Annotated in this window: 18 protein-coding genes and 3 tRNA genes; 5 read left to right on the top strand and 16 right to left on the bottom strand. The window is 29.3% G+C overall.

Translation table 11 applies throughout. The features are described 5' to 3' along the window. Positions 1-28: 28 nt before the first annotated feature. A complete protein-coding gene (locus CEE44_03755; GenBank protein ID TKJ17620.1) occupies positions 29-370 on the bottom strand; it encodes a hypothetical protein in 342 nt (113 codons plus the stop codon). Positions 371-422: 52 nt separating this feature from the next. On the opposite strand from CEE44_03755, the gene CEE44_03750 reads away from it, so the two are divergent. After that, entirely contained in the window at positions 423-2,285 is a 1,863-nt protein-coding gene (locus CEE44_03750) for an ATP-dependent protease LonB (GenBank protein TKJ17619.1), read from the top strand. On the opposite strand, the gene CEE44_03745 is transcribed toward CEE44_03750, so the two are convergent. Beyond that, positions 2,282-3,832, bottom strand: a complete 1,551-nt coding sequence (locus CEE44_03745; GenBank protein TKJ17618.1) for a hypothetical protein — start codon at positions 3,830-3,832, stop codon at positions 2,282-2,284. The two genes, CEE44_03750 and CEE44_03745, sit on opposite strands and share 4 nt — an antisense overlap. A 111-nt stretch (positions 3,833-3,943) precedes the next feature. Next, positions 3,944-4,017, bottom strand: a tRNA-Ile gene (locus CEE44_03740). A 196-nt stretch (positions 4,018-4,213) separates the two neighbouring features. Between CEE44_03740 and CEE44_03735 the strand changes: the two genes are divergently transcribed. After that, a complete protein-coding gene (locus tag CEE44_03735; protein ID TKJ17617.1) occupies positions 4,214-4,996 on the top strand; it encodes a hypothetical protein in 783 nt (260 codons plus the stop codon). Between the two features lie 9 nt (positions 4,997-5,005). Here the strand turns inward: CEE44_03735 and CEE44_03730 are convergent. The 10 genes from CEE44_03730 to CEE44_03685 all read right to left on the bottom strand — a co-directional run bounded on the left by CEE44_03730 (position 5,006) and on the right by CEE44_03685 (position 16,432). Continuing rightward, a tRNA-Asn gene (locus tag CEE44_03730) sits at positions 5,006-5,103 on the bottom strand. Positions 5,104-5,165: 62 nt separating this feature from the next. Further along, a tRNA-His gene (locus CEE44_03725) sits at positions 5,166-5,239 on the bottom strand. 49 nt (positions 5,240-5,288) lie between these two features. Beyond that, positions 5,289-5,960: a UMP kinase gene (locus CEE44_03720; GenBank protein ID TKJ17616.1), complete on the bottom strand. Its 672-nt coding sequence runs from the start codon at positions 5,958-5,960 to the stop codon at positions 5,289-5,291. 1 nt (position 5,961) lies between these two features. After that, on the bottom strand, positions 5,962-7,686 hold the full coding sequence (locus tag CEE44_03715) for a hypothetical protein (protein TKJ17615.1): 1,725 nt from the start codon (positions 7,684-7,686) through the stop codon (positions 5,962-5,964). Then, positions 7,670-9,004, bottom strand: a complete 1,335-nt coding sequence (locus tag CEE44_03710) for a hypothetical protein (protein TKJ17614.1) — start codon at positions 9,002-9,004, stop codon at positions 7,670-7,672. Before CEE44_03710 ends, CEE44_03715 begins: the two co-directional genes overlap by 17 nt. 256 nt (positions 9,005-9,260) lie before the next feature. Continuing rightward, positions 9,261-12,512: a hypothetical protein gene (locus tag CEE44_03705; GenBank protein TKJ17613.1), complete on the bottom strand. Its 3,252-nt coding sequence runs from the start codon at positions 12,510-12,512 to the stop codon at positions 9,261-9,263. A 264-nt stretch (positions 12,513-12,776) separates the two neighbouring features. Beyond that, positions 12,777-14,393 (bottom strand): CTP synthetase, encoded by a 1,617-nt coding sequence (pyrG, locus tag CEE44_03700; GenBank protein TKJ17612.1) that lies wholly within the window; start codon positions 14,391-14,393, stop codon positions 12,777-12,779. Positions 14,394-14,484: 91 nt separating this feature from the next. After that, complete coding sequence (locus tag CEE44_03695; protein TKJ17611.1) at positions 14,485-15,054, bottom strand: hypothetical protein; 570 nt, start codon at positions 15,052-15,054, stop codon at positions 14,485-14,487. Positions 15,055-15,118: 64 nt separating this feature from the next. Further along, entirely contained in the window at positions 15,119-15,583 is a 465-nt protein-coding gene (locus CEE44_03690; GenBank protein ID TKJ17610.1) for a hypothetical protein, read from the bottom strand. Between the two features lie 75 nt (positions 15,584-15,658). Continuing rightward, the gene (locus CEE44_03685; protein ID TKJ17609.1) at positions 15,659-16,432 is read right to left on the bottom strand and encodes a hypothetical protein; all 774 of its coding nucleotides are present in this window, start codon (positions 16,430-16,432) and stop codon (positions 15,659-15,661) included. A 107-nt stretch (positions 16,433-16,539) separates the two neighbouring features. On the opposite strand from CEE44_03685, the gene CEE44_03680 reads away from it, so the two are divergent. Further along, positions 16,540-17,271 (top strand): hypothetical protein, encoded by a 732-nt coding sequence (locus tag CEE44_03680; GenBank protein TKJ17608.1) that lies wholly within the window; start codon positions 16,540-16,542, stop codon positions 17,269-17,271. Between the two features lie 169 nt (positions 17,272-17,440). Here CEE44_03680 and CEE44_03675 read toward each other — a convergent pair whose 3' ends face one another. After that, complete coding sequence (locus tag CEE44_03675; protein ID TKJ17607.1) at positions 17,441-18,430, bottom strand: hypothetical protein; 990 nt, start codon at positions 18,428-18,430, stop codon at positions 17,441-17,443. A 92-nt stretch (positions 18,431-18,522) separates the two neighbouring features. Between CEE44_03675 and CEE44_03670 the strand changes: the two genes are divergently transcribed. Further along, positions 18,523-19,359: a hypothetical protein gene (locus CEE44_03670; GenBank protein ID TKJ17606.1), complete on the top strand. Its 837-nt coding sequence runs from the start codon at positions 18,523-18,525 to the stop codon at positions 19,357-19,359. Between the two features lie 5 nt (positions 19,360-19,364). Next, positions 19,365-19,718 carry a hypothetical protein gene (locus CEE44_03665; protein ID TKJ17605.1) on the top strand — a complete coding sequence of 118 codons (354 nt, stop codon included), beginning with the start codon at positions 19,365-19,367 and terminating at the stop codon, positions 19,716-19,718. Between the two features lie 2 nt (positions 19,719-19,720). Here the strand turns inward: CEE44_03665 and CEE44_03660 are convergent, their stop codons facing one another. Together CEE44_03660 and CEE44_03655 are read right to left on the bottom strand one after the other, a co-directional pair. After that, positions 19,721-20,413: a hypothetical protein gene (locus tag CEE44_03660; protein ID TKJ17604.1), complete on the bottom strand. Its 693-nt coding sequence runs from the start codon at positions 20,411-20,413 to the stop codon at positions 19,721-19,723. Beyond that, on the bottom strand, positions 20,391-20,978 hold the full coding sequence (locus tag CEE44_03655; GenBank protein ID TKJ17603.1) for a hypothetical protein: 588 nt from the start codon (positions 20,976-20,978) through the stop codon (positions 20,391-20,393). Before CEE44_03655 ends, CEE44_03660 begins: the two co-directional genes overlap by 23 nt. Between the last annotated feature and the right edge of the window lie 168 nt (positions 20,979-21,146).

Raw genomic sequence — 21,146 nt, 5'->3', positions numbered from 1 at the left:
TTTAGGATTAGAGTGTATTTAAAACTTTTTATTTTAGAATAATTTTATCAGCAATTAGTTCTGTTGAACCTTTATATTCTTCTATTTTTCCTGTGATTTCTACGTAATCTCCTTTATTTAACTCTATTTCTTTGTTAAATACAACAACTTTCATTTCTTCAAGTTGAGCAATATCAATTAGTGTGATTGTATTGGTTTTTCTTATATTTGTAATAACTCCATCTATTTTTAGACTTGAACCAATATCTGTTTCATCTATATTAGAAATAGTTTTTTCATTAACTTCTAATTTGCTTGAAATAAATAATAAGATTAATATTCCGATTAGAGATACTATTAATGCTATTTTAAGTAGTGTTTTTTCTTTCATAACCTTATGATTAACACAAAGCTTTTTAAACATTTATAGTTTATATAACAAGATGGCTAAATTTAAGTTTAAATCAACAGCTGAGATAAAGACTCCTAAAAAGATTATTGATCAGGTTATTGGGCAGGATAGTGCTGTGAATATAATTAGAAAAGCTGCAGCACAACGTAGGCATGTTCTTTTGATAGGTGAGCCAGGTACTGGTAAATCTATGTTAGGAATTGGTTTAGCTGAATTATTGCCTAAAGAAAAGTTGGTTGATATTGTTGCGTTTCCAAATCCCAATGATGAAAATACTCCTTTGATAAGAACTTTGCCTGCTGGTAAAGGGCGTGAGACAGTTAGTAAATCAAAGATGCAGAATTTTGGTTCTGTTAAAAATCAAACTGTTTTGTTGTTTATATTGGTTGTATTATCTATGATAACTCCTTGGTGGGTTAGAAAAGAGTATAATTCAGATGTAATGTTTGCTGCTTTTTTTATTGGGGGTATGATGTTTTTGGGTATATTTGTTTTGTATCTTAATTTAAGCAAAAGAATGCCTGAAGGAAAGTCACACTCTCCTAAAGTAATAGTTGATAATTTTGATAAAAAACAATCTCCTTTTTTTGATGCTACTGGTGCTCATGCTGGTGCTTTACTAGGAGATGTACTTCATGATCCATTCCAATCAGGAGGATTGGGTACTCCTGCACACGAAAGAGTTGTAGCTGGTATGATCCATAAAGCGCATATGGGTGTATTATTTATAGATGAGATTGCGACATTGCAAACAGCAACACAACAAGAGATGTTATCTGCTTTACAAGAAGGTAAATTTTCTATAACAGGTCAATCTGAGAGATCTGCTGGAGCAATGGTCAGAACAGAACCTGTTCCATGTGGATTTATTTTAATTGCTGCAGGAAATTATGAAACACTAAAGCATATGCATCCTGCTTTAAGATCTAGAATAAGGGGATATGGTTATGAAGTTTATATGGAAAGCACTATGCCTGATAATGAAAAGAATAGAAAGAAATTACGAGTATTTGTTGCACAAGAGGTTCAAAAGGATAAAAAAATACCTCATTTTAGTAAAGATGCTGTTGAAGAGATAATTAGAGAAGCTCAAAAGATGGCTAATAGAAAAGGCCATTTAACATTAAGGTTAAGAGAATTAGGTGGGCTTGTTAGGGCTGCTGGTGATGTTGCTGTTAAAGATAATAAAAAGCTTGTTCAGAAAAATCACATAGAAGATGCTAAAAAGCTTTCAAGGAGTTTAGAAAAGCAGATTGCTGATAAATATATTGAAAGGAAAAAAGAGTATGAAGTTATTGTTACAGAAGGTAAGAGGGTTGGAAGGGTTAATGGATTAGCTGTTATGGGGGGTGAAGATACTTATTCTGGAATCATACTGCCAATAGAATCTCAGGTAACACCTGGAGGAAAAGAAAAAGAGATTATTGCAACAGGAAAGTTGGGTGAAATAGCAAAAGAGGCTGTAAAAAATGTTTCTGCTATTATTAAGAAATATTTTGGTGAAGATATAAAAGAAAAGTATGATATTTATGTTCAGTTTTTACAAACATATGAAGGTGTTGAAGGAGATTCAGCAAGTATTGCCATAGCAATATCTATTATTTCTGCTTTGAAGAAGATACCTATAAAACAAGACACTGCGTTAACTGGTTCATTATCTGTTAGGGGAGATGTGCTGCCTATTGGAGGAGTGAGTGCTAAGGTTGAAGCTGCTTTAGAAGCTGGAATAAAGAATGTTATTGTGCCTAAGAGCAATTTAAGAGATATAATAATTGATCCTGATAAATTAAAGAAGATAAAGATAATACCTGTGGAAAAAGTTGAGGAAGTTCTTAAGCATGCTTTAGTTTGGAATGGTAAGGAAAGAATTTTAAAGAAAATTAATAAGGGTTAGAATTTATTTAGGCTTAATTGGCCTTTTCTTTTTGTTGGTTTTATTTCTTCTGGTACTTCTTCCCCAACTTCTTTTTTAATTTTAAAAGCTGTTGTTTTTCCAATTAGTTGTGCTAATTTGGTTAAATCTACTTTTTTTACATCTGCAATATTTTTTATTCTGTTGTTAAACATCTTTCTAGCTCTGACTCTTCCTATGTTTTTTAGTTTTAACAATGGTATAAGTTCTTCTTTTGCTCCGTGTTTTAATCTAAATCTTAGTTTTTTGATTTCTTTTATTATTGGCTGCAGTTTTAGTATTCTTGAGAGTTCTTCTGTTGTGTATAAAAGCCAGTCTGCTATTTGTATTTTGACTCTTAATTCGCCTGGTCTTATCGCATATTTTTCTAATAGATATTCTTCGTATTTTTCATTAATCCATTCTTCCAGCATTAGGGCTGTTTTAACGCTGTTTAGATGATCATCATATTCAAAATCATATATGTTTGGTTCTGATTTGAGCAGGTTATCTGAGAATTTTAGTAATTCTGATTGGATATCGTCGTATTCTTTTACCCTAACTCTTAGTAAAGGTCTCATTTCTAATGTTCCTGATACTAGATGGAGGAATGAGAAAGAGTTAAGTTGTGTATTTTTTTTATCTAGGGCTTTAATTATTTCATGAGCTGTTAGTGGATCAACATAGAGTTCAGCTACTCTTTTGCCAATTAGTGTTGGTTTGTATTTGTTTGTTTCTAAATCATCTGCAGATTGAAAATCTTCTTTATTTTCAGTAGTTATGAAGTTCCAGTCTATTAACATGTTAAGTATTTTTTCAATTATAAAATTTAATTTTTCCATATCTTCAAATTGATGTGCCCAAAAAGTTTTTTCAAAAAAAGAGAAAATCTCCTGTTTTGTGTTTACAAAATTAGTTGCTATTAAGCTTAATAGATATGTTCTTAGTACTGGTTCAACTGCTAATTTTGATTCAATTGATTCTGGAGAGCCATTGATGTATCTTTCTGTTACTGTTTTTTTGTGCTCTTCTGAATTACAGACTATTATTGCTTCACCTTGATTATCAAATTTTGGACGGCCAGCTCTGCCTGCCATTTGCAGGTATTCTAGAACAGGAATAAATTGTAATCCTCTGTGGCCATATCTTCTTAAATCTTTTAAGATTACTCTAAAAGCTGGCAAGTCTAAACCATATGCTAGAGTGGGTGTTGCGCAAATTATTTTTATTTTTCCTTTTCTAAAATTATCTTCAATAAGTTCTTTTTGTTTATGAACTAATCCAGCGTGATGAAATGCAACGCCTTTTTTTATACATTTGGCTAGTCTTTCGCATTGTTTTGTTGGGCTCGAAAGTGAATGAAGAAAATCTTCTGATAGTTCATTTAATACTATATCTTGTTTTTTTATTTTATTTGCTATATCTTCTGCTGTTTTTTCAGCACTTCTTTTTGTATTAGCAAAAATAATTGTTTGTTTGTTTTTTTCGAGAGTATCTAGAACTAGATTAATTGTAGAATCGCTTGTTGGTGTTTTTATTTTTTGATTCATTAAATTAAAATATTTAATATCTTTAAATAGATAGTGGTTTATTTAGAAGTTCTAGAAGTGGTTATGATGAATTTTTTGAGCATAATTTTTCTAAGAATTTGAAATTAAGAATGACCCTGCGGAGATTTGAACTCCGGACCTTTCGATTATCAGTCGAACGCACCACCAGACTATGCTACAGGGTCAATGAAAGTATAGAATAAGATTTGAGAACCATTTATAAAATTTACCAAAATTCAGTTTAAAAATTATTTAAATAAAAAATATTGGAATGACCAAATTATGAATTCTCATTTGCCATTTGTCACGGACACGTCAACTACTTAAATAATATATCATTTACATATTATTAACTAAAATAAAGATTTTTTGGTGATTTAAATGATTTTGAATTTATCTGAAGTTAAATTTAATAATAATGATATTAAAAATGGTGTGAAAATTCCTAAAAAATTAGATGAACACCTCGCCCATTTCATAGGGATTCATTTAGGAGATGGTCATTTAAATAAAAAACCACAAGATTATAGAATGTGTTACAATGGTCACTATGTTAATGAGTATGAATGGTATGACACTTATCTTACCAAATTAGTTAAATTATTGTTCAATAAAGAAGTTAAATTAAGTAAAGGTCACAATACAATTCAAATTGTATTTTCATCTAAAGCTATACATTTTTTCTTAAATGGTGTGTGCCAATTACCAATAGGTGCAAAAAAGAATTGTGATGTCCCTAACATAATTAAAAATGCTAATATGACTATTAAAAGGGCATTTTTAAGAGGGATGGCCGATACAGATTTTTCACTTGTTTTTAAAAATAGACATAAAAAGTTTAATTATTACCCTGTAATAGATCATCAAACATCAAATAAAAAAGTGAATGATTCAATAATAAAACTCTTGTTGGATATGGGATTTAAAGTTCATCATGGAGAAAGAATGAAAAAAAGGAGAGATAAGGCATATCAATCATATTATTTTCAAATAAATGGTAAAAAAGGACTAAAAAAATGGATGGATGAAATTGGATTTACAAATAGTAATCAACTAACAAAATTAGAAGTCTGGAAAAAATTTGGTCATCTCCCTCCTAAAACCAATATAAAAGATAGAATTGCAATATTAGATGGTAAAAAAATTATAGATTCTCATGTGTAAAATAAAAAGCGCCTCCAGGCAGACTTGAATTCGACAACGACTTTTATATCGTTTCTGCCGACCTTGCGATTAACAGTCGCACGCTCTACCTACTAAGCTATGGAGGCATAATAGTTGTTATTAAAAAGTTGTTTAAAAAGGTTTCGTTAGTAAATGAGTTATAAGAAAGGGTGGCCAGTGGGATTTGAACCCACCCTCGAAGATCCACAATCTCCGGTGCTAACCAGACTACACCATGGCCACCATAAATAGGAGGATAGAAATAGTGTTTATAAATATTTCTTATTGGTAGTTAAGAAATTATGCTTCCTTTGAACTTTTTTCCATTAAGGAATTTTTCAAAGTTTTTTATGTTTTTTCCATTTAGAAACGCTAGTTTTAGTTTGGCTTTTTTTGCTATTTTTGTAGCAATAGGGTCAAAAGGGAAGTTTGAACCTGCTTTCCATTTAGTTCCAACTATTTTTTGTAGAGTATTCCAGTCAAGTGCTTCTATTTTTTTTGCATCTTTATATTTTGGATCTTTTGTATAAACATAATCTACATTTGTCATATTAACTAAGTAATCTGCATTATAGTTCTTTGCCCACATAACTGCATCATAGTCGGATGAAGATCCAGGTAAATATCCACAACTTAGAAGTATTTTAAATTTAAGATTTTTCTTATGATAATCCTGTTCAATTTTATAATATGCATATTTAGCAAAAATAACTCTGACAAGCTCTGCATTTAATTCAGTAGCTTTGATTCCTAACCTATCTAGATTTTCATTAGATATTTTTGTTATTTTGCTAGCTGCATTAATATATTTTCTACAGGTTTTTCCTCCACCACACACAATTATAACCCTGTTTCCTTTTTTTATAAAATCTAGGATTGGTTTTCTGAATTTTTTTAAGAAAGAATAATCAACACCTTTTGGTGCTATTAATGATCCTCCTAATGATAAAACAACTGTTTTCATTTTATTCTTTTAGCAATATTTCAATTACAGCAGCATATGCTGGCCTTGTGATAAATACACCTATACTAACTCCAATTATTGTTGTTATTGCAAATCCTTTTAACAAACCTGCTCCTGCAGATATCAGAGGAAGCATTGCAACAACTGTAGTGAAATAGGCACCCATTATTATAAAGAATGCGTTTTTTATTTTCTTTTTCCAATCATAAATATTAGCTTGTTCTCCTTTTATAGTTTCATCTGTGATAACAATTTGGTGATCAATACCAGTACCCACTGCAATTATAATACCTGCAATAGCTGCTAAGTCTAGATTCCATCCAATAACAGCTGCAACTCCTAATAAGAGAGTTACTTCTATAAGGGAAGTTAATACGATTGGGATTGTAATTTTTAATTTTCTATATCTTAATGTTGTAACAATAAAAACAGATAGTATTGCTAACAAACCAATTGTCACAGCTGATTTTATGAATTCTTCTCCTAAACTAGGTGAGATGTTATCTGTTTTTACTATGTTTAGTTTAACAGGTAAACTTCCTGTTACTAGTATTGTTTGAAGCCTTTTCATATTTGCAAGAGTATTAAAAATTCCTTCTTGTTGAGTTTTGCCTGCCCCAGAACCGGATATTTGAATGTCTGTTACAGCTCGTCCTTTTAGATCTTCTCCAATATTTAGTTCATCAACTAAAGAATCGTCTAGGTATAATTGGAGTTTTTCGCTTAAGAATTCATCATTATTTTCATTAGATATAATTTCTAAATTAGATGTTAAATCTGCTTGTCTTCTTGCAGCTTCTGGACTTAGTGCAATTGAGAAACTAAATCTACATACCCATCCTTCGCCTGAAGGACCACATGGTCTGTTTGGGTCAATACCAGAACAATCTGCTGATTTACAAACATAGGTTATGTCTTGTCCACCTTTAAACACTGTTTGATTTGATATTTTTGCTTCGAATTTGCCTTGTTTGGCCATTAATTCTTTGACTTCGTCTTCGTTTGCTCCTGCTATTTCAACCAATATATATTGGTTTCCTGATAAATCAGTTGATTCTCTAACAACAACATCGCTTAGACCAAATATGTTAAGCCTGTACTTCATATTTTCAAGTAGAATATCCATACTGTCTTGGTCTATTGGTTCTTCTGGTGTTAGTAAAACTCTTGTTCCACCTTGTAGGTCAAGACCTTTTCTTATATTATTTGATGGAGAATTATAAACAGATAAGCCAAGATCTTCTGTGCCAATAACTTCGCTAGTTGTTTTGTTAACCCAGATTGTTTTGTTTATTTTTTTATTTAATAAGGTTATAGTTTCGTTGATGGTTTCATTAACCTGAATTGTTTCTTGAATTGTTTTTGGTTCTAATTTACTGAGTATTGTTATGTTTAGTTTTGGTTTTGTGATTAGTCTGTAAAATTTTACATTTGTTTTTACCTGAACTGTTCTATTTGGTTGTAAATCTTTAACAAAATCATGATAATCTGAAATATCATTAATAGGAACATTATTCATAGATATTATTCTTTCCTTGCTTGTTGGGGGAGCTGTTGGTTTTGGACTTACAATCCCTGCTATAGAAGCAGAACTATTTGTTTTAACACTTCTTATTGTGACCCCATCAGCTGTAGAAGGATGTATAGCAACTATTGCTAATACAATAGCTACTAAAGTTATGATTACTCTTAAATTCTTGAATATTTTTTTAGCTTTGTGTTTCATTGTTTTTTTTGTCTAAGTATAATCTTAGGATTCCTGCATTTTGCAGCCATGTATATATCATATCTACTATCAATCCAATAAATAGTATGGTCATTATTTGCTGTATAACACTAGATTGTGTAAACATAAGTGCTACAATTATTGCTACTGATGTTGTTAGTGTCATTGTTAATCCTGTTTTCATAGAACCAATAAGCCTCTCAAAAACTGTTCCTTCTTTTCTTTTGAGAAGTTTAGTAGATAATAATATGTTAGTATCAACAGAATAACCAATAATCATTAGGAATGCTGCGATTCCTGCTGTAGATAGTTTCATACCAATTAAGTCTATTATGGCTAGTGTGACAATGACATCTGAGAAAACATTAAGGATAACCACAAAGCTAGGAATGCTTTTTTTAAAATAAATTACAAGTAGAGTTATTCCAATAAGATATGCTATTACACTTTTTAGTGTTGAGTGGCTTCCACCAAACATTAACATAGCTGCAATAAGAGTAAGAAATGTTGATATTATTTTTATTTTGGTTCCTTTGCTAAAATATAAGAAGATAACAATGCCCATAAAAAGGAATGAAATGTATATTGCTTTGATTGTTTCTCTGAAAAAGCTTGCCCCTAGGCTAGAACCCATTACAGCAACGCTGTATTGATCTTTTTCTAATTCACCTATTTTTGAAGTTAGAGAAGTAATTATTTGTTCTGATTCAATATCTTCTGTTCCTTCAATTATTAATCCGATTTGTCTTCCTGTTTGTTTTAGGCCTCTAACAGATAGCTCTGAATCAGGGAATTGATTGTTTAAATAATCTTTAATATCAAGAACATTTACGTCTTTATCTGATTGGATTGTTATTGTTATTCCGCCACTTAGGCTTACGTCTTTTCTTATAAAATCTCCAGTTGTTGCTATTTGAATTCCTATTAGAATTAAAGAAAGTATTAGTAAAGTGAATGGAATGATTAGTAATTTTTTGTATTTTTTTTCATATAAGTGTTTTATTGTTTGTTTTAGAGTTTTTTTTTCTTTTTTTACTTTTTCTTTATGTTTTTCTTTTTTTGTTTGTTTTTCTTTTTTTTCTTCGATTAGTTCTTTTTTAGGTTGTTCTTCAACTTTTTCTTCTGGTTTTTCTTCATCTGCTTTATCATAACCTTTCATAAATCCTTCTTCTTCAGGACTTATTTCAGCATCATCCACCATTTCTTTTCTGTCTTCTTTCTTATAGATATCTTCTTCTGATTTAGGTTCTTCAATAGTTTCATGAATAGAATTCTCTTCTTCAGCATGTTCCTCTTTCTTCTGTTCTTCTTCCCCCATATCAACTGAAATAAATAAGTATTTTATAAAGGTTTCGTAATTAATGCGTTGCTGCATTAGAAGGAGTTATATTGTCTAACATTGGGTCTTGTTAAGTTCTTTTACAATACAAAGTGTGGGAAAACTGCGTCCGCAGAGTTGTGTTTAAGTTCCAATAAATTCTTGACAAAGTCAAGACTATATGTGCGTAGCACTGGGGGAGTTCAGTTCCTTCAAAAGAGCGAAGCGACACATTAAGAACAAGTATAAAAAAGAATTATTTTTTGATTTTTTTTAATAAATCGTTTACGGGTGCATCCTTAACATCATCAGGAATATAAGGTTCATCACCTTCTCGAATTACTACCAAATCAGGATTATTTCTATCAATCTTCCAAGCAAAGGATATATTTAATTCCTTTTTTTTAATTCCTAATTCGAAAAATGGTTCAACTCCTTTTTTGTCTAGCGACATCTTCCCAGGCATTAAATAATATTCTTTATGTTCCCTATATAATTCAATAAAATTTTTAATATTTGTATCATTATAAGGATTCATCTCGTGAATTCTGGAAGCAGTTATGTATGTTTTTTCTTTAAACTCAAATTTATTTAAATTTGTTCCTAAATGAACTTTATACCAATGAGGATGTTTTTTATTTGTACCTCTAATTATAGAGAGACGAAGTTTCTCATTTGTATCTGTCTTTCCAATTTTATCAATTAATTCTTTAAATATTTGTTTTCCAATTGCTATGTCTTGAAAACAGATTGCAATAAAAGGTCCTAATTTAGGATGAAAACCTAAACCTACTCCCTCCCATTTAGCTTTATCCCATAAATCTATATTAATAAATGAGACCATTTTTCGATTATCATGGCGTAAATTACTTAAGTCATTAATTTTTTTAGATGTTGAAGAATCTTCGTTTTTATTTGTAAATATAATTGGTTCTTTACGCTTTAAATCATATTTTTTTAATTTACTGAGTTCTGTCCAGTTTTTCAAATGAAATTTAGGTGATTCTCCTAAAATATTTTTAATAATTATAGGATGATTGTAGCTAAAAGCAATTCTTTCTTGAACTTCTTCTTGCTCAAATAGGTCTTTGAAATATTTTTCAACATTATCAATTATTAAATGCTTAGAAAATAAATCTATAATGAATGATTTTAATTCATCGGGCAAAGTATTTTTTTCACTAGATTTGTTAATTTTTGAAATATCAATTATAAATTCATAATTATATTTACCATTATTATTTGATTTGAATGAAACCGATTTATCATTTTCTTCTAATATGAGATTAATACTAATTTTATCCTTTTTAGGATATATTTTGTTTAAACTAGTAGCAAAAAATGATTCAACATGACTTAATATCATTTCTGCATAAAGAATGGAATCTGAATCATTTTTAATATTAATAACTAATTCAATTCCAAGAACCTTTGACTTTAAAGTAATATCTTCACCATTATAAAATTCAGTACTATAAACCATATCTTCGGTGAATGGTTGGTTCGCCCATTTTGTAAAAAACTCATTTAGATTTTCTCCCTTCGCAAATTGGTCATCATTACTTTCCTTACAGATCAAGTCTTCATATCCTAATAAATATATTAATGCTTTTCTTGACATCCACAGATTTAAATTTTCCAATACATCTGGTAATAATGATTGTGTTTTAATACGATTCCATTTTGAATTTAATAACCTAACCCCTAAACAACCATCTATTATGGTTAAGTCATCCCCAAAACTTATATCTTCTTCATTTCTTATATTAAATTGTTTTGCTAGGGTAAAATATGCTTCATACCATGAAAATAGCAAAGGTAATCTTCCTATCTTTAATTCAATGTAGCACATTTCTTTAAGACAATTAATTGCATTTTTAGTTAATCTTTGTTTATTAAAAAATGGTTTCAATGAATAATATGTTGCCATAACATTGCTACTATATGAAGCCCATATTAGCCCCATATTTTTATATGACTCACTTAAAGCTCTAAAAATTAAATATAATAATTCCTCATTTGATTCTTCTTTAGATAATTTAACAATAGCTTTACCAAAATATTGAATACAAGAGTTGTATTTTTCGTTTAAGAAATATTGTCTTCCTCTCTCAAAGTAAATTAAACCTGCTGCTCTTTGAGAGTTACGTTTTTCAGAAATATTAACTAAAATATCGATTAATTCATCATATTCCTTCAAATCAGAAATAATATTTCCTATTTCTTGAATAATATTTTTTGTTGATTCGAATGGAAATTCAATATAATCTTCACTTTTTACTAGCACATTTTTGATTTCAGTAAGCAGTAAGTCTAAATTATCACCTTTACTAGTAATACTATCAGTTAGCTCAATAATAAGTTTAAAAGATTTGGCAGTAAGTTGAGAATTCGGTCTTTCTTTATCTTTCTCAATTTTGTCAATAAAAACAAATAAGTTTTCTTTCTCTTTTTTAAAATCAATACCGATCTTTTTTAAATCAACTTTAGAAGAACAAACTCTAAGAAGATTAAATAAATTCATATAATTTTCTACATCTAATATTTGATTTGTATCTTTCAAAAATGTTTTAAAAAGTTTATAATTCTCAATAAACATTTCATAATCTTCGAACCACCAAAAAAAAGTCCACGCTTTTTGATAGTAAATTCTTAGCCATTGTTTATCTAGATTTACTTTTTTACAAAATCGTTCAGCTCTTTGAAATTTTCCTTCTATTTCATCTTTTGGTTTTTCTAATTCTCTAGATAAAATTGCAGATCTAATTGAGTCTTCAACTAATTGAAAATCATAAATCTCATAATATTTTGGGTTATTAATATTTTTTTCAATTTCTTCTAATTCTTCTTTTCTTAAAGAATCATTAGACCCTATTTCTTCTATTTTATTTGAATAAGATTGAGTCAAATTTAAACTATTTATTACAATATCAATTAATTGATTACCATACACTTTTTCTAAAATCCATTCTTTATCAAGAATAATAACTTCAATTTTATGTTCATCTTTTAATTCATCTTGTTTATCTTTTTTCTTCTTGCTTGATACAAGTTGATTTGTCATAAAAAATATTTTAGTATATCCTCTTTTGGTATCAACTATTTTTTTAACATCACTTTTTACTTTATCTCTCCATTTTTCTTTTGCACTTATAGCAAATGCCCACTTTTGATTATTATCCCATCCTTTTTCTGGAATAAACCATCTGTCAGAAATATTTGGAGAGACAGGATAGGTTTCAGAATCAGTTTTACCATCTCCGCCTCCTGTAGGACCGACTTGAGGAATTAGGTTAGGACAAATTAATTTTTCAGCCAGTCGTCTGCATAAACTTTCAAATTCATTTTCTTTTTGATTTGCAGTAATTTTTTCTAATTCATAAGCTAAAATTTCTCTTGGAAGTTCATTTTTTATAGTTACTTTAGAATCTGAAAAATATTGCGGTCTTCTTGAACGATAAAATGTTTTAGGTGACATTTTTATTTCGTCTTTTGAATTTGTAGTCATAATAGAATTGGTTATTTTATTTGTTAATAAACTTTACTGGAATACCTTCTTCATATCAATTATTGGAATAAAATTTTGATTGAAATATCTATTTTTAGATAAATAGATTTTACGAAGTAAAATGCAACATGTACGTAGTACCTGAACTCCCCCATTTTGCTTCTTTTTCTAAAAGAAGAGGGAACTTAAACACAATTGAACTTAACATAAGATTATCAATAGTTTATTATTGATAATCTTCTAATAAGGGGGTAATCAATAAGTTTACAACATGGAGTTAAGAAATCCGTAGAATAAAGGTGCTGATTTTCCGAATCTTGATTTAAATTCAGGATGAGATTGTGTTGCTACAAAGAATTTATGATCAGGTAGTTCTAAAAATTCCATTAGTTTTCTGTCAGGAGAAACACCTGAAAATACTAATCCTTTTTCTTCTAATTGTTGTATGAATTCTGGATTTACTTCATATCTGTGCCTGTGTCTTTCGTGTATTTTGTCTTTTTTTCCATATAATTCCCATACTTTTGTGTCTTTTTTTAGTTCTGCTGGATAAGATCCAAGCCTCATAGATGCTCCATATCTGCTTTCATAAAGAATTTCTTTTTGTTCTTCTAGCATATCTATAACAGGATGTTTTGTGTCTGGATTTATCTCTACTGAATTTGCACCTTCTAGATTACAAACGTTTCTTGCAAATTCTATTACTGCAAATTGCATTCCTAAGCACAATCCTAAGAAAGGTATATTGTTTAGTCTTGTAAATTCAATTGCTTTTATTTTTCCTTCTGTTCCACTTGTTCCAAATCCTCCTGGAACAATTATTCCATCATAATTTTTCAGGTTTTCAACTTCTTTTTCATCATTTTCAAGTTTTTTACTGTCAATCCATTCCATATCTACCCCAACATCTAATAAACTGCTGGCATGGATTAATGCCTGGTTTATTGACAAATAAGAATCTATTAGATTATAATCTCCAATATCAACATACTTGCCAATTATAGCAATTTTCTTTTTTGTTTTGGGATTTCTTATAGCATCAACTAGCTTAGACCATTCTTTAAAATCTGGTGTTTTTTTAGGAGTTAGGTCTAATTTTTCAAGTATTTTTTTGCCTAAATCATCTTTTTCCAAATCAAGAGGTACTTCATATATTGTTTTAACATCTGGTTCTGAGATAACATATTTTGAAGCTATATTAGCGTATGTTTCTATTTTCTTTTTCCTAACATCGTCTAAAGGGTTTACAGCTCTACAAACAATAAAATCAGGAAATATTCCGTTTTCGCTTAATAATCTAATAGCTTGTTGTGTTGGTTTTGTTTTCATTTCTTTTAGATGGCCCATAATAGGAAGATATGTTATTAAGATGTAGATTAAGTTATTTTTACCTAAATCTCTTTCTAGGCTTTTCATTGCAAATAAGAAGGGGAGGTTTTCAAAATCTCCTATTGTTCCGCCTATTTCAATTAAACAAACATCATATCCTTCAGAAGCTTCTCTTACTCTTTTCTTTATTTCTTCTGGAACATGGGGAATAAATTGTACTGTTTCCCCTAGGTATTTTCCTGTTCTTTCTTTTTCTATTATTGCCTGATAGACCTGACCGGTTGTAATATTGTTTTTTTTGAGAATATCTATATCTAAAAACCTTTCATAGTTTCCTAAATCCTGGTCAATTTCCCCTCCATCATCTGTGACCCATACTTCTCCGTGTTCTGTTGGTCTTAGTGTTCCAGCGTCACAATTAATATAAGGGTCTATTTTTATTGCTGTTGTTTTATATCCATACTCTTGCAGTATTTTGCCAATAGAAGCTGTAGTAACACCCTTGCCAACACCACTCATTACACCTCCTGCTACGACGATATATTTAACCATAATACGATTCCTCTACTTTCTTTAAAGAATTAAAAGTGTGCATAATTAATAAAAAAAATTATTATATTTAAAGATTATTGGTGTTTAAAATCTATAATCCGAAATATGTTAACAAACCTGAGAATACGTGGCTTCCATCAAATCCAGGTATTGGAATCATGTTAAAAATTAAAAGGAACATGTTTAGTTTTGCTGATATTAAGGCCATTCTAAAATATTTTTTTGGAATTATTTTGTATTTGACAACATATGTAAATCCTGCATAAAGTATTAGATTCATTAATGGGCCTGCTAAGGCCACCATTGCTGATTCAAATGGTGGTAAAGGGGTATGTGTTACATAGCCTCCTACAAAGAAAACTAATGGGAAATTAAGGATTCTTAATATAATGACTATAAGATACCAACCTAATGGTGCGTGTAGTGTTGCTATTGCACCATAGGTCATTGCAACAAATTTATGGCTTAGTTCATGCAAAACAACAGCAGGTGCTGCAATCATTGCACCAAATTTTATATTTTCCCATAACTGATTTTTTTGATAGTATTTTAGAGGATCATAACCAGGTGTTGGTTCTCTTTTAATGATTGTTGAGAAAATATACCCTATTGCAAGGGTCATAATGATAATATCTATTACTTCTCTTGGTGTTATAAACATATTGTTAAGTGGAGGTTAATAGTTTATATTGTTTTCTGTTTAATCTCAGAAAATCAGAAAATTGTTATTTAATATTTAATTGTAAATCTAAAGGAGGATTTGAAAAATATGCACGCACATTGAATTTTGGATCCATCAATTCAATCATGTAAAAATTTTCTTTTTTTATTAATTTAAACCCTTTTTTTGATAGATATTTTTTCTCAAATCTAGAAAAATTGGAAATTGTAAAATCTGCATCACCACGTTCTGGTCGAGTAGAATCAGGGAAACGGATTTTTAATAATTTCAAAGTTCCAGAAATTGTCTCCAGAGGACTGATATGAAATAGAAAACCAGAAGGCGTTTCTTTAATCATAGTTCCAATTTTTCGTGAAATTTCCAATAATTCTTGATATTCTTTTTCGCTTTGAGAAAAAATGCAAGCATAATTAATAGGTATATCTTTAAAGTCGATATGTTTATTTTTGAGAATTGTTGCTTCTTCAACAATATTTTTTACTAATTTTTTCAAATCCTCTGTATTCATACTATATTTAAAATAGTTATTCTTTAAATAAATTTCTAAAGGTTGTTTGCCAAGCCATATTGCACATAACAACTGTTAGTGGTTGTTTTGTTTAATAGGTTTAACATATTTTCTAAGAATTATATTTTTTTGTTTTATTCCTAAGGAAATTGCAAAATTTTTGTATTCATCAGGAGTCTTACTCTTAATTTCCTCATCATCAAAATCAGTAACAAAACTTGCTTTTGTTTCAATTCCCTCTCCAATACAATCACGGACAAATCCACAAAGATTTTGAAAAGCGTTATCATACCGTGGTTTGCAAAGTCTTTGATATCCATATTTAGTTGTTGCATTTACAGAGATTCTTATTTCATCTAACCCTACTTGTTTTAATTCTTTCGCAGGATCTCTTTCGATTATTTCAAGACACCCAAATGGAAAAGAATGATACCAAGATTTCACTAAACCGTTTGTGTCGATTCTGATTTTTCCTCTGTAACCTCTTTCTCTGATACCTTTTATGGAATCTCTTACTAATTCAAACTGGAGTAATGGTTCACCAAGTCCAACAAAAGCAATTTCTCTTGTTTTTCTAAGTATGCCTTTCTTTCTTTTGGATTCAATTTCATTTACAACTTTTTCTACAGAAGGAGCTGTTGGAAGATATAAATTTGCACCTGCTTTTTGTTCATAAATATTTGGTTCTCCTTTTACTGCATCAGTTCTACTACAGAACCTACATGAATTCATACAATCATATGTAGGAACAACATTAACATACAAAATATTTGCTTTTGGATCATAAGGAGTAGCAAAGCTATATGTGATATTTCCGTTTGCTCTTGTTTCTAGTGTATTTTTTTTCATTTTAATCTCTTAAAAGTAGTTACATAACGCTAGTATTTATATTTTTATCCTCTCTTTTAGGAGTATAAATAGAAAGATTTAAATAATTAGATGGTGTATAATAGGGTGTGGACACTTCAATATTAGAAGATTTGGGATTAACACATGCGGAAATTAAAGTATATCTTGCTTTACTTGAATTAGGAAGTAGTTCAGCAGGATCAATTTTAGAAAAATCAGGACTGCAAAATTCAGTAGTTCATCGAGCATTAAATAGTATAATAGACAAAGGGTTAATAAGTTATATTTTGGAGGGAAAGAAAAAAATCTATCAAGCTACTAATCCTGAGAATTTTCATGATTTCATCAATGATAAAATAAAAAGGTTTGATGAAATACTTCCTGAACTGAAAAGAAAGCAACAAATCTCAAAGGCAATATCTTTCGCAGAAGTCTTTAAAGGAAAAAGAGGTATAAATCAGCTTTATACAACTTTGTTAAATTCTGGTGGAAAAGAATATAATACTTTTGGAGGTGGTTCTGAAGTTACCTATGATGTTATGGGGGAGAGCTGGTGGAAAAATTTACATGTAAAAAGAATATCTAAAAAGATCTCATGTAGACAGGTTTTTGATGAAACTATTAGGGGTTTTGGAAATGAATTGAACAAGAAACCTTTGACTAAAATACGATTTCTTTCAAAAGAATATGCGCAATTACAAGAAACAGTGATTATAGGTGAATACGTAGGAATTGCAATATTTACAGAAAATCCATATGGTGTCCTAATAAAGGACAAAGCAGTAGCTGAGGGATATAGAAAACAGTTTGAGATTTTGTGGAATAAAGCGACTACCTAGTTGATTATATGTTGATTTTGTGGAATAAAGTTTAAGCGAAGATTTATTAATAAATATGTATTAGATTTTAATATGTTGTCTAAAAAACAAGTAGATACACTCTTATTATATGTTAGGAAAAATAAAAGTCTTTAGTGTATATTTGTATGTGCACAATATAAGGAATTTTCTACTTTTTGTTGTGCCCATAACTCCTTATTTGATCTATAATTAATCTTAACACTCTAGAAATGTATTCTTTATAATTTCCTTTATCTGCTATATCTAGTGATTGATAATATTGCTCTCTCTTTTCAAAAGGTATAAAGAACATAGGAAATCCCCTTTTCATTAGAATGTAATTCATGATAGTTCTAGCGGTTCTTCCATTTCCATCCTCGAAAGGATGAATCCATGTTAGTTTTGCATGGACTAATGCAGCTAACTCAAAAGGATGCAACCTATTCTTATTTGCACTATACCATTTATAAAAATTGAGCATGTGCTTTTTTATTTCTATATGTGGTGGCGGAACATGAGTTGATCCTTGAATTTGGACATCAAAAAATCTTATTCTTCCACCATATACAACACCAGTATTTTTTGTTAAAATACCATTGACTTTTTCTAGAAATTTAGTGTTTAAGTTTCCATCATATTTTTTAACATAATCTAAACATTCTTTTCCGTTTATTGCTTCATTATAATCCTCTGCCCTTATCCCAGAAGGGATTACCTTATCCTTTAGAATTAAAGCAGTTTGCCTTAAAGTCAATCTATTTCCCTCGATAGCGTTGCTATGATAAGTGAATCTTATTACAAAATCTTCATTAAGCTTTTCCTTAACACTTTTTGGAATTTGTTTTAGCCATACGCTATAACTTTTTTTTAGATCTTGTAAAGTTTCGGCATCATGTTCTGAAAGATATGTATAATTTTTTATAAATGGCTTTGCCTTTTTTTCTATTTCTTGAGCATATTTTTTTAGTTTTTCTTTTGAAGGTTTTTTATCACCCAAGAAAATACGTATTTTTTTCCACTTAGTTAGGCTTAACCTTATATTTTTTGTGAGGTAATAATATTCTTTTTTGTTCCTTTTTATAGTTTCTATGTAAGTCATGTATATATGTGAGGGCACACAATATATAAATCTTTCGGTTATTTGTGCACATATATTCATACTATTTTTTGAGTTAATCTCAGGTTTTTTATTATAGGACAGCCTGAACTATTAAGCGAAGATTTATTAATAAATATGTATTAGATTTTATTATGTTGTCTAAAAAACAGATAGAAAATCTTGTGGGTTCTGTTAAAAAGAATAAGAAGTATGGGTTTATTTCTAAAGAATTGATTAGAGAAGAGATTTTAAGGTATTTCAGAATTAATCCTAAATCTGTTAGGTTTTTGGATCATGAGAAATCTGATAAATTTAAAGGAATTGTAAAATCTATCAGAGCTAAATTGCATTTGGTTTATGGCTCTTTTCAGACAAAATCAAAAGATAAAAGAAAAGCTTTTCTAAAGGAGATTAAAGGTAAAGATGATTATAAAACTCATGATAAGATTTTGTCTGGTTCTGTTTCTTCTAGTGAAAGATTAAAAGATTATAAAAAATTGTATAAAGATATTTTTAAGATAACTGGAAATCCAAAAAAGATATTAGATTTGGGTTGTGGATTAAATCCTGTATCTTATCCTTATATGGGTTTAGATGAGTTAAGTTATTCTGCTTATGATATTGATAGAGAAGATTGTGATTTTTTAAATAAATATTTTATTTTAATGAAACAATATTCTAAATTAAAAGGGAAAGTGTATGTTGGTAATTTAAAGAATTCTTTTAGAAAACTTCCTAAAGCTGATGTTTGTTTTATGTTTAAATTTCTTGACCCTTTAGAAGAAAAAGGGCATAAATTAAGTGAAGAGATTATTAAATCATTAGATTGTAAATATATAATTGTTAGTTTTTCTACAAAAACAATTTCAGGCAGGAGAATGAGATATCCTTATAGGGGATGGATAGAAAAAATGTTGAATAGGATTAATCTAGAATTTGATAGATTTAATTTGGAAAACGAAGTTTTTTATATAATACATAAATCTTAGAAAATATGACTTCATTGGTTGCTTGTCTTGGAGATGAAAAAGGAACAGTACTTCATGTAGCTAAGATTATAGAAGGGAAAGAGTGGGATAAAGTTTTTTTGATAACTGATAAAAAGGTTAAGGATTTGTTTGATAATAAAAATGTTAAGATTATTTTGATTAATCCTAATAAATTTCTTTCTGAATTGGTTGAAGAGATAAAATCAAAATTAGATGGTCAGATAAATGATACAGAAGTGGCTTTAAACATGATTTCTGGTGATGGAAAACAGCATATGGCTGTTTTGTGTGCTTTGTTAAAGCTTGGATTAGGAATAAGGATGGTTGCTTTGACAAAACAAGGTGTAAAAGAGATTTAGTTTTAATCCTGTTCGTGTTCTACAATTCCATATAAATTAAATAACACTTTATCAACAGCTTTAAGAAGATTATCCCCTTTACCCTGGAGTGTGATACAGTTATCTTTTAGTGTTACTTTTGTTATTTCATCGCTTTTGATGAATATTACTCCTTCATCTGTATTATCACATGTTATTATTGGTCTTTTATAGCATCCTTTTGTTATATTTCTATAACATGCTGGTGTTATTTTTACTCCCATAACTTTAACTAGGCTTAATCCTAGTTCTGCTGCTCCTAGTCCGATTAAACTTATGTTTTTTTCTAGAGGATCGAAAGTTACATAGAATTTGGTTGTGTCTAACTCTGTGTTTAAATGCCCTATAACAGGAACATCTATTACATCTAGAGGTCCGTAATGGAAATGTGCATTGTATAGTACATCTCCTCTTTGCCATTTTGTGTGCCATAAATTGTCTTGGTAGATAAATACAAATCCATTATACATATATCCGTGTTCTGTATTGCCTTTTTCAATAATTTCTTCTGTAATGTCGTTAATATCGTCTGGACCAAATAACTTTATACCTATTAATACTAAACCAAGAATTACTACAAATGATACAATCGTGATTATTGAGTATAGTAATGATTTGTTTTTTTTGGTTTCTTTTTGTTCTTCTTTTTCCATTTTAGATAATTCCAAATACCCCATATGCTAGTCTATCTTTTAGAGCTATAACATCTTGTTCTGATCTTGCTTTAATAATAATACAATTATTTTCTTCATAGATTTTTGTTTGGTTTGATTTTTCAAATAATAAAACAGGAATATATTGTGTGGCGCCTTCACATGTTATGATAGATGTGTTGAATTCGTTCTCTGTTGTAAATCCTCCTCTTAAAAAATTGTTATTAAGTGCTAAAAGTTGTGCAAGATTGTATTGAGCTAGAGCTATTGCTTCTTTGAATGAGCTGTTAATATTTGATGTTGTGTCTATTTGCGGGCTGTTTTTTATTCTTTCAATAATATTTGGAGTTATATTAATATGTTCAACCTGCAAAGGAGAATAATCAAATATAACATCATAGTTATTTATTTTTGTTTTCCATCTGTTTGTTATTTGGTTGAATTTAAAATCATTATATTCAAATTTTGTTTGGTCTTCATAACCACTACCAATCATATAACCTAAAACACTTAGTGTCATAATCATAACTATAAACAGGCTCATATAGAGTCTTTTCTTTTTTTCTCTTTTGTGTTCGTGTCTTCTCATGTTAGTGTGAAAATTTTATGGTTTATATTCTTTTTGGAAAAACCAAAAGGTATATATACTAGTAAATATATATTTTTTTATTAATTATATTAAAAATATATATAATAAAATATATAATAAAATGTCTTCAAACAAATCTATTCTACAGTTTCCAAACAAGAAACAATT

This window comes from Candidatus Woesearchaeota archaeon B3_Woes (genome assembly GCA_005222965.1).
Lineage (GTDB): Archaea > Nanobdellota > Nanobdellia > Woesearchaeales > B3-WOES > B3-WOES.
The sequence above is the reverse complement of the archived record's forward strand: the minus strand, read 5'-3'. Positions and strand labels throughout refer to the sequence as shown.